Raw genomic sequence first — 9968 nt, 5'->3', positions numbered from 1 at the left:
CTCACATTCGCCAAAGATTTCCTGCGCCCAAGCTTTCGCGTCCGTGGGAAACATGCGTGAGGCCACCATGAAGGATCAAGGGCTTGCAGCGTATTTTCAATACCAAATGTGATCAAGAGACAGCCCCAAGGGGAGAGGGAGCAAAGCGGGGACTCGGCACTTCTCCCTCTCCCCTTGGGGAGAGGGCTGGGGTGAGGGGACACGCCGCCTCAAGCCCGCCATCTACTCCAGCACAACCTCCCCCGCTTCCTCCCGCAGGTTGTACGGCGAGGACATCACCTTGCCGTACGCGCCGGCCTGGGCAATCAGCACCACGTCGCCCTCGCTCGCCTCGGGCATCCGGCGGTCGCTGCCGAGCACGTCGCCGCTCTCGCAGATCGGGCCGACCACCTGCACCAGCGCGGTGGCCGGCTCGTCGAGGCGAGTGAGGTTCACGATCTCGTGCCAAGCGTCGTACAGCGCGGGGCGGATCAGGCTGTTCATGCCGGTGTCCAGGCCGAGGTAGCGCAGCATCCCCTTGCCCTTCTGCTGGGTGACTTTCGCCAGCAACACGCCGGCGTCGGCGACCAGGTAGCGGCCCGGCTCCATCCACAGCTGGTAGTGCGGATAGGCCGCCTTCACCTCGCGCAGCACCTTGTCCAGCGCGGCCATGTCCAGCCGCGCCTCGCCCGGATGCGAGGGCACGCCGAGGCCGCCGCCGATGTCCAGGAAGGCCACGCTGCCGATGCGCTCGGCCAGGCTGGCCAGCTGCGCATAAACCTCGCCCCAGTGGCCGGCGTCGAGGATGCCCGAGCCCAGGTGCGCGTGCAGGCCGCGCACCGTGACGCCGTGGCGGTCGGCCAGGCGCAGGAAGGCGTCGAGCTGCTCCACCGGCAGGCCGAACTTGCTGCCGCTGCCGCCGGTGCGCACCTTCTCGTGATGACCCAGGCCACGGCCCAGATCCAGCCGCAGCACGATCTCGCGAGCGCGGAAGGTATCGCCCCAGTGCTCCAGCGGATAGAGCGAGTCCAGCGACACCGTCGCGCGCGTGGTCAGCGCCCAGGCGTAGTCCTCGCGCGGCGCGAAGTTCGGCGTGAACAGCAGCGGCGCACTCTCCGGCACCGCCGCCATCACCGCCTTGAGTTCGCCCGGCGAGACGCACTCGAAGCCGAAGCCTTCATCGGCGATCGCCTTCAGGATCGCCGGGTGCGTGTTGGCCTTCACCGCGTAGTGCAGGCGGTCCACCGCGGCCAGCGTCTTCAGCTCGCGTGCCTGCGCGCGCACCGTGGGCAGGTGGTAGACGTAGCGCGGCGTGGCCTCGGCGGCGATCGCCAGCAGGCGCTCGCGTTCGGCCTCGCGCCACCAGGCGGAGGCCGCCACCGGCGCTTCGCCACTGCCGTACAGCGCCTGCCAGCTCGGGCCGAACAGCGCGCTGTCGTCGGTGCGCAGCGCGCCGGCGGCGATCAGCAGTTCGTGCAGGTGCGGCAGCAGCTCGTCGACCACGCTCTCGTCGACCACGAAGGTCAGGTTGAGGTTGTTCGACGATTGCGAGATCAGGTGCACGCGCAGCTGGCCGAACTCGGCCAGCACGCCGGACAGCGTGTGCAGCATCGAGCGCATGCCGCGACCGACCAGGGTGATCGCCGCGCACGGCGCGATCACCTTGACCCGGCACACCTTGGCCAGGTCGGCGGCCAGCGCGGCCACCGCGTCGGAGTCGAGCAGGTTCTCGGTCGGGTCCAGCGACACGGTGACGTTGGTCTCGGCCGAACCGATCAGGTCCACCGACAGCCCGTGCTGCTTGAACTGCGCGAACACGTCGGCGAGGAAGCCGACCTGCTGCCACATGCCGACCGACTCCATCGACACCAGGGTGATGCCCTTGCGCGCGCTGATCGCCTTCACGCTGGGCGCGTGCTCGCGCACCTCCGGGCCGATCACCGTGCCGTCCAGCTCGGGCCGGTTGGTGTCCTTGATCAGCAGCGGCACGCGCGGTTCGCGCAGCGGCGACAGGCAGCGCGGGTGCAGCACCTTGGCGCCGGTGGAGGCGATTTCCTGCGCCTCCTCGTAGTCCAGCTTCTGCAGCAGGCGCGCACCCGGTACCTGGCGCGGGTTGGCGGTGAACATGCCGGCCACGTCGGTCCAGATCTCGACCCGCGCCGCCTTCAGCAGCGCGCCGAAGTACGAGGCCGAGGTGTCCGAGCCGCCGCGGCCGAGCAGCACCGTGCGCCGGCGGCTGCCTTCGACGTCGGCCTCGCGGGCGATGAAGCCCTGGGTGATGAACACCTCGCCGCGCTCGGCCAGGCGCGCGTTGAGCGCCGGGTCGGGTTTCGCATCGACCATCGCCGAGAGCAAGCGGGTGCGCTCGTTCTGGTTGGGCAGTGCGATCGCGCTCAGGCACTCGCGCGCGTCGACCCATTCGGTCGGCACGTCGGTATGACTGAGAAAGGCCGCGCCCAGCGCGCTGGACATCAGCTCGCCATGCGCCTGCACCTGCGCCAACCAGGCCAGCTCGCCCAGCTCGGCCGGGCCGGTGTCGGCCAGCCCGGCCAGCACCTGCAGCCGTTCGGCCAGCGTCGGCGGCGTCTCCAGCTGCATGTGCGCCAGCAGGTCGTAGTGGCGCTGCGCGATCGCATCGGCCGCCGCCATCCGTTTCGCCCGGTCGCCCTCGCTGCACAGCTGTTTCAGCGCGTCCGTGATGCCGGTCAGCGCGGAGACGACGACCAGCACGCGGGCGCCTTCGGCGCGGCGGCTGGCGACCAGCTCGCGGATGTTCTGCCAGCGGGGAAGCGTGGCGACGGAGGTGCCGCCGAACTTCATCACGATCCAGGGGGCGTCCGCGGGGAGCGGTGCTTGGGCGGGCGGGGTCACGGGTGGTCGGGCCTGGTGGCGTGGAAGGTTCGCCAGTGTTGCGCTGCGGCAATGCGATTGCAACTGGGGGATGCGTTTGGACGTTTAGCCTTCTAATTAACCAAATCGCATGACCTTTCTCGGCATCAACGTCAAGACCAAAAGGGCGACTCGGTGGCGATACGAGGGCATTAGCTGTGGGCGTTAGTGCAAAGGCGTTTCGTACGCCTTCGGCGCCCGAGTCACTTTCTCTTGGGTCGCCAAGAGAAAGTAACCAAAGAGAAGGCGACCCTCCTCGGCGCTTGCCGGGCTGCACCCGGCAAGTCCGTGAGCCGCGGCCGGGCTTTTCGACAGGGCTCCTGCCCTGGCGAAAAGGCATCGGCATCCCTGCCGATGCCCCTGCGGGCCTGTCGTCCACGGCTCACCGCCTCACAAGGGAGGGGAAGATCAAAAGCAAAGGCAACGGCCAAAGCCAACGCCAGAGCCAGAGCCACGGCAACGGCAACGGTGACGGCGACCGCAGCGGCGGTAGCGGCGGTAACGGCTGCAACAGCAATAACAGCGGCCACCGCCTCAGCAACAGCATCTGCACGGACAACAGCGCAAAGGCGATGGTGATCGCGCGAGCGATCGCCGAGCCTTTGCGCGCGGCGCGCGCGGCTTTTGACCTTCCCTCCCCTCTGCAGCGGCGGCCGGGCGGAGGATCAGCCCGAAGGGTGGCCGGCATGGATGCCGGCCAGTTTGGCGTCAGGGCAGGATGCCCTGTCGACAAACCCCGCAGCCCGGACGCGTACCTCCCGGGCCAGCGGCCCGGGAGGCGCGGAAGCGGGGTGGCCTCTCTTTTGGTTACTTTTCTCTGGCCAAACAGAGAAAAGTGACTCGGCCTCCGAAGGAGGACGAAACCGCTCTTGGCTGTTAATCGGTTTCCGACAAAGAACAGCCAAGATCAAAGTGGATGGCGACCGCTCCTGCGGTCGTCCTTCGGACCGCCTTCGGCGTCCGCTCCGGCTCCTGCCTCCGCGAGCCCGCGTTCGCGGGAATGACGACGATGCGGGATACGGCAGACACGTTGCCCGACCTTCCCAGCGGGGAGAGGAGACAAAGGCGGCGCCCGGACGCGGCGTTCTCGCGAGCACCCGCCCCTCACCTCAATCCTCTCCCCAGCGGGGAGAGGAGGCGATGGCGTGCGCTACGCGCACAGCTTTTATTCGATAACGACCGGAATCTTCCCGATCCGCGCCTGCCACTCGCGCGGCCCGGTCTTGTGCACCGAGGTACCGGCCGAGTCGACCGCCACCGTCACCGGCATGTCCTTCACCTCGAACTCGTAGATCGCCTCCATGCCGAGATCGGCAAAGCCGACCACCTTCGACGCCTTGATCGCCTTGGAGACGAGATACGCCGCGCCGCCCACCGCCATCAGGTACACCGAGCGGTGCTTCCTGATCGCCTCGATCGCCGCCGGCCCGCGCTCGGCCTTGCCGACCATGCCGAGCAGGCCGGTTGAGCCAAGCACCTGCTCGGTGAACTTGTCCATGCGCGTCGCCGTGGTGGGGCCGGCCGGGCCGACCACCTCGTCGCGCACCGGGTCGACCGGGCCGACGTAGTAGATGAAGCGGCCGGCGAAGTCGACCGGCAGCTTTTCGCCCTGGTCGAGCATATCGACGATGCGCTTGTGCGCGGCATCGCGGCCGGTCAGCAGCTTGCCGTTGAGCAGCAGCACTTCGCCCGGCTTGAAGCTGGCGACCTCGTCGGCGGTGATGGTGTCGAGGTTCACCCGGCGCGCATTGGTCGGGTTGTAGGTGAGCTGGGGCCAGTGCTCCAGCGAGGGCGGATCGAGCGCCACCGGGCCGGAGCCGTCGAGGGTGAAGTGCGCGTGGCGGGTGGCGGCGCAGTTGGGGATCATCGCCACCGGCAGGTTGGCGGCGTGGGTCGGATAGTCCTTGATCTTCACGTCGAGCACGGTGGTGAGGCCGCCCAGGCCCTGCGCGCCGATGCCCAGCGCGTTGACCTTCTCGTACAGCTCGATGCGCAGCTCCTCGATGCGGCTGGCCGGCCCGCGCGCGATCAGCTCCTGGATGTCGATGGGCTCCATCAGCGATTCCTTCGCCAGCAGCATGGCCTTCTCGGCGGTGCCGCCGATGCCGATGCCGAGCATGCCCGGCGGACACCAGCCGGCGCCCATGGTCGGCACGGTCTTGAGCACCCAGTCGACGATGGAGTCGGACGGGTTGAGCATGACGAACTTGGATTTCGCTTCCGAGCCGCCGCCCTTGGCCGCCACGATCACATCGAGCTTGTCACCCGGCACGATCGAGACGTTGATCACCGCCGGCGTGTTGTCCTTCGTATTGCTGCGCGTGCCGGCCGGGTCGGCCAGCACGCTGGCGCGCAGCTTGTTGTCCGGGTCGTTGTAGGCGCGGCGCACGCCTTCGTTGACGGCGTCCTCCAGCGAGCCGGTGAAGCCTTCCCAGCGCACGTCCATGCCGACCTTGAGAAACACCGTGACGATGCCGGTGTCCTGGCACAACGGGCGATGGCCCTCGGCGGCCATGCGCGAGTTGATCAGGATCTGCGCCATCGCGTCCTTCGCTGCGGGCGACTCCTCGCGCTCGTAGGCGGCGGCGAGATTCGTGATGTAGTCGACCGGGTGGTAGTAGCTGATGTACTGCAGCGCGTCGGCAACGGACTGGATCAGGTCGGCTTGCTTGATGATGGTCATGGGCGGCTCGGGGACGGGCGCTCCCGAGGAGGCCGGCAGCGCAAGAGCGCCATTTTGCCCCAGCCGCCGGACCCGACCAAACCGCGCGCTCGACCGCGGCATTCGCGCTGCACCACCGGCAGCCGGCGCGGGCGCTTGTCGGGCACCGCGTGGCCCGCCATGCTTCGGCGTCCATTTCGCCGCGAGTCCGCCATGTCCGATCCCATCGGTGCCCCCCGCCCCGGTTACTCCCGCGCCCTGCGCCCGCTGGATGCGGCGCTGATCGTGATCGGCGGCATCATCGGCGGCGGCATCTTCCTCAATCCGGGCATCGCGGCGCAGCGCACCGAATCGGGGCTGGCGCTGCTGGCGATGTGGGTGGGCGCCGGCGGGCTCACCCTGATCGGTGCGCTGTGCTACGCGGAGCTCGGCGCGCGCCGGCCCAGCGCGGGCGGCATCTACGTCTACCTGCGCGAGGCGTTCGGGCCGCTGGCCGGCTTCCTGTTCGGCTGGACCATGCTGCTGGTGATCTACTCCGGCTCCACTGCGGCGGTGGCCACCATCTTCGCCAGCTACGCCTCGGCACTGTTCGACCTGCCGCCGCGCGCGGCCACCCCGCTGGCCGCCGCCGCGCTGGCTTTCGTGGCGGGCATCAACCTGTTCGGCATCCGCCTGGGCGCCACCATCCAGAACGCCTTCGCCCTGCTCAAGCTGCTGGCGGTGGCGGCACTGGTGGCCTGCGGGCTGTACCTGGCCGGCATCGGCGCCGGCGCGCATGCGGTACTCGGCGCGGACGAGGCGCGCCGCGGCGTCGGCTTCATGGGCGCGGCGCTGCCGGTGCTGTTCGCCTATTCCGGCTTCACCTACCTCAACAACCTCGCCGGCGAAGTGGACCAGCCGCAGCGCACCCTGCCGCGCGCGCTGTTCCTGGGCATGCTCGGGGTGGTCCTGGCCTATGCGCTGGTCAACGTGGCCTACCTCGCCGCGCTCGGCCACGACGGCCTCGCCGCCAGCACCGCGCCGGCGGCGGAAGTGATGCAGCGCGTGTTCGGCACCGTGGGCGCCAAGGTGATCGCGCTGGGTATCGCCATCTCCACGCTGGGCTTCTGCAACATCACTGTGGTGGCCGGCGCCCGCGTGCTGCAGGTAATGGGCGAGGACGGCCTGTTCTTCCGCTCGGTGGCACGGCTGCACCCGGTGCACCGCACGCCGAACCTGGCGCTGGTGCTGCTGGCGGGGTGGTCGATCGTGCTGGTGCTGTCGGGCAGCTACGGCCAGTTGCTGGACTACGCCACCTTCGCCGACTGGCTGGCCTGCGCGATCGGCGTGGCCACGCTGTTCTGGTACCGCCGCCACGATGGCGGCGCCAGCACCAGCTTCCGTGTGCCGGGCTATCCGCTGCTGCCGCTCATCTTCATCGGCGTGATCGGCTGGGTGGTGATCGAGACCATGCTGAGCAACCCGATGAACGCCGGCATCGGCGTGCTGATCATGCTGGCCGGTGCGCCGGTGTACTTCCTCTGGCGCCGCTTGTTCAGTGCCGCGCGCCCCTAATCGCATCGCGTGATGCGAAAATGCCGCGTTCGCCGACGGGAGTGCTTTAGATGGCGCAGTTGCAGGGCCAGGATCATCTGGACGTTCCGGAAAACACCATCGTCCCGGAGAAAATCCGCGCCGGCATCGCGCTCGAGATCAACGGCGAGGGCTACCGCCACACCGGCGATCCGGACATGCCGCTGCTGTGGTACCTGCGCGACGTGCTGCAGCTCACCGGCACCAAGTACGCCGACGCGCAAGGCGTGGGCGGCGCCGACCTGGTGCTCGTCGACGGCAGGGCGACGTCGGCCATCACCGTGCCGATGAGCAGGCTGGCCGGCCGCCAGGTGACCACGGTGGAGGGCTTGGCCGGCGCCGACGGCATCCTGCATCCGCTGCAGCAGGCCTTCATCGACGAGGACGCGATCGGCTGCGGCTACTGCACCGCCGGCTGGCTGATCGCCGGCGTCGACCTGCTGCGCCGCCACCCGCATCCCACCGATGCCGACATCGACACCCTGCCCAACCTGTGCCGCTGCGGCTGCCAGAGCCGCGTGCGCAAGGCGATCCGGCGCGTGGGTGCGGCCAATGGAGCGCAGGCATGAGCGGACGCATCGCGCTCTCGCGCCGCCGCTTCCTGCAGGTGCTGGCCGGCGCCACCGGCGCGCTGGTGGTGGGCATGCCGCTGGTCGATGCCGCCGACGCGCCGGTGCCCGCCGGCTGGCTGGGCGACACGCTGTACGGGCTGGGCGCCTACGTGCGCATCGATTCGGACGGCAGCGTGCTGATCGGCGCGCGCGATCCGGAAACCGGCACCGGCGCGGCCACCGCGCTGGCGCGCATCATCGCCGACGAACTGGATGCGGACTGGGCCAGCGTCAAGGTGATCGGGCTGGGGCCGGCTACCGCGGACGCCAACGGCAAGCCGCGCTTCGTCTACGGCCACCAGCTCGGCGGCACCGGCAGCTCGGTGCCGGCCGCGTGGAACGACCTGCGCCAGGCCGGCGCGCTGGCCCGCTGGCTGCTCGCCCAGGCCGCCGCACGCCAGCTCGGCGTGCCGGCCGACCAGCTGCGCTGCGAGGCCGGCCGCGTGATCAGCCGCGACGGCCGCCGCCTGGACTACGGCAGCCTCGCCCAGGCCGCCGCACGCATCGATCCGCCCAAGGCACCGGTGCCGCTGAAGACGCCCGACCGCTACACGCTGATCGGCCAGCCCGCGGGCGACGCCGACGCGCTGGCGCTGGTCACCGGCGCCGCGCGCTTCGCCATCGACCACACGCCCGACGATGCGGTGGTCGCGGTGCTGATGCACTGCCCGTGGCCCGACGGCCGCCTGGAGCGCATCGACACCGCCAAGGCGCTCGCCGTGAAGGGCGTGCTGAAAGTGCTGCAACTGGCGCCCGAAGCGGGCCAGCCGGTCGGCACCACGCCGCGCTCCGCCGCGGTGGCGGTGGTGGCCGAGACCACCTGGGCCGCGCTGCAGGGCCGCGCCGCGCTCGACGTGACCTGGAAACCCGGCGCCGCCGCGGGCGAATCCACCGCCGCGCTCGAACAGCAGGCGCTCGCGCTGCTGGCGGACGCCGACGCCGCGCCGACCACGCGCGTGCGCGACGACGGTGACGTCATCGCCGCCGGCAGGAAGGCCGCCCGCCGCATCGAGGCCACCTACGTGCAGCCCTGGCTGGCGCACGCCACCGCCGAGCCGATGAACTGCTTCGTGCGGCTGGAGAAGGACCGCGCCGAACTGCTCATCCCCACCCAGGCGCCGCAGGACGCCTGGAGCGTGGTGCAGCGCCTCACCGGCCTCACCGCCGCGCAGATCGACATCCGCGTGCCGCGCGTGGGCGGCGGCTACGGTCGCCGGCTCGACCACGACTTCGTCGCCGAAGCGGTGATGCTGGCGAAGCTGCTCGACAGGCCCGTGCGCCTGCTGTGGACGCGCGAGGACGACCTCACCCACGACTTCTACCGCTCCGGCAGCGTGCACGCGATGCAGGCGGTGATCGACCGCAAGCGCAAGGTGCTGGCGTGGACCCAGCGCATCGCCAGCGCGCCCACGCTGGTCGGCCGCGGCGTGCCGGACGATCGCCTGTGGATGTCCGAAGCCAGCGCCGGCCAGCTGCCGGGCGGACTGCTGCCGAACTTCCGCAGCGACTGGTATGCCCTGCAGTCCGCCACGCCGCGCGGCCCGATGCGCGGCATGCCCGACGTGGCCAACGCGTTCGCGGCGGAGAGCTTCATCGACGAGATCGCGCACGTGATGCGCGAAAACCCGCTGGACATCCGCCTGCGCCTGCTCGGCGAAGCGCGCCAGCTGCCGCTGCCCGACGGCGGCACACTCGACACCGGCCGCCTCGCCAACGTGCTCAGGCTCGCCGCCGGGCGCATCGGCTGGAGCGACTGGCTGCACACCGTCAACGGCCTGGGCATCGCCAGCTGGCATCTCGATGGCGCCTATGTGGCACACGCCGTCGAAGCATCGATGCAGGGCGAGCAGCTGACCATCGAGCGCGTCGTCTGCGTCGCCGACGTGGGTCGCGTGATCAACCCCAAGGGCCTGGAAGGCCAGCTCGCCGGCGCCACGCTGGACGCGCTCTCGCAGGCGCTCAACCTGGCCATCACGGTGAAGGACGGCCAGGTGCAGCAGCACGACTGGAAGGCCTTCCCGCTGGCCGCCATGGCGCAGCTGCCGCACACGGTCGAGGTGATCGTGGTGGCCGACGACGACCGACCGCCGACCGGCGCCAGCTTCCTCGCCATGCCCAGCGCCGCGCCGGCGCTGGCCAATGCGGTGTTCCGCGCCACCGCAGTGCGCGTGCGCCGGCTGCCGCTGATGAAGGAACTGCTGCGCCTGCTGTAATTGAAGCGCGCCCCGCCGCGGCACCGCCATCCAAGGGCGATG

Annotated in this window: 5 protein-coding genes; 3 read left to right on the top strand and 2 right to left on the bottom strand. The window is 70.2% G+C overall.

All coding sequences use genetic code 11. From position 1 onward, the window contains the following. Nucleotides 1–222: 222 nt before the first annotated feature. Both ACO2Q2_RS16060 and ACO2Q2_RS16055 read right to left on the bottom strand, forming a co-directional pair. A complete protein-coding gene (locus tag ACO2Q2_RS16060; RefSeq protein ID WP_423257198.1) occupies nucleotides 223–2850 on the bottom strand; it encodes a bifunctional aspartate kinase/diaminopimelate decarboxylase in 2628 nt (875 codons plus the stop codon). A gap of 1183 nt (nucleotides 2851–4033) precedes the next feature. Continuing rightward, nucleotides 4034–5551, bottom strand: a complete 1518-nt coding sequence (locus tag ACO2Q2_RS16055; protein ID WP_423257196.1) for a fumarate hydratase — start codon at nucleotides 5549–5551, stop codon at nucleotides 4034–4036. Between the two features lie 192 nt (nucleotides 5552–5743). Here ACO2Q2_RS16055 and ACO2Q2_RS16050 point away from each other — a divergent pair, with 192 nt between their 5' ends. Genes ACO2Q2_RS16050 through ACO2Q2_RS16040 form a run of 3 tightly spaced genes read left to right on the top strand, consistent with a single transcriptional unit; the run spans nucleotide 5744 to nucleotide 9926 of the window. Then, complete coding sequence (locus ACO2Q2_RS16050; RefSeq protein ID WP_423257194.1) at nucleotides 5744–7084, top strand: APC family permease; 1341 nt, start codon at nucleotides 5744–5746, stop codon at nucleotides 7082–7084. 50 nt (nucleotides 7085–7134) lie between these two features. Next, nucleotides 7135–7671, top strand: a complete 537-nt coding sequence (locus tag ACO2Q2_RS16045) for a (2Fe-2S)-binding protein (protein ID WP_423257192.1) — start codon at nucleotides 7135–7137, stop codon at nucleotides 7669–7671. Next, nucleotides 7668–9926 (top strand): molybdopterin cofactor-binding domain-containing protein, encoded by a 2259-nt coding sequence (locus tag ACO2Q2_RS16040; RefSeq protein WP_423257190.1) that lies wholly within the window; start codon nucleotides 7668–7670, stop codon nucleotides 9924–9926. Before ACO2Q2_RS16045 ends, ACO2Q2_RS16040 begins: the two co-directional genes overlap by 4 nt. The last annotated feature ends 42 nt before the right edge of the window (nucleotides 9927–9968 follow it).

The sequence above is a fragment of the Dyella sp. KRB-257 genome (genome assembly GCF_049445995.1).
Classification (GTDB): domain Bacteria; phylum Pseudomonadota; class Gammaproteobacteria; order Xanthomonadales; family Rhodanobacteraceae; genus Dyella_A.
The sequence above is the reverse complement of the archived record's forward strand: the minus strand, read 5'-3'. Positions and strand labels throughout refer to the sequence as shown.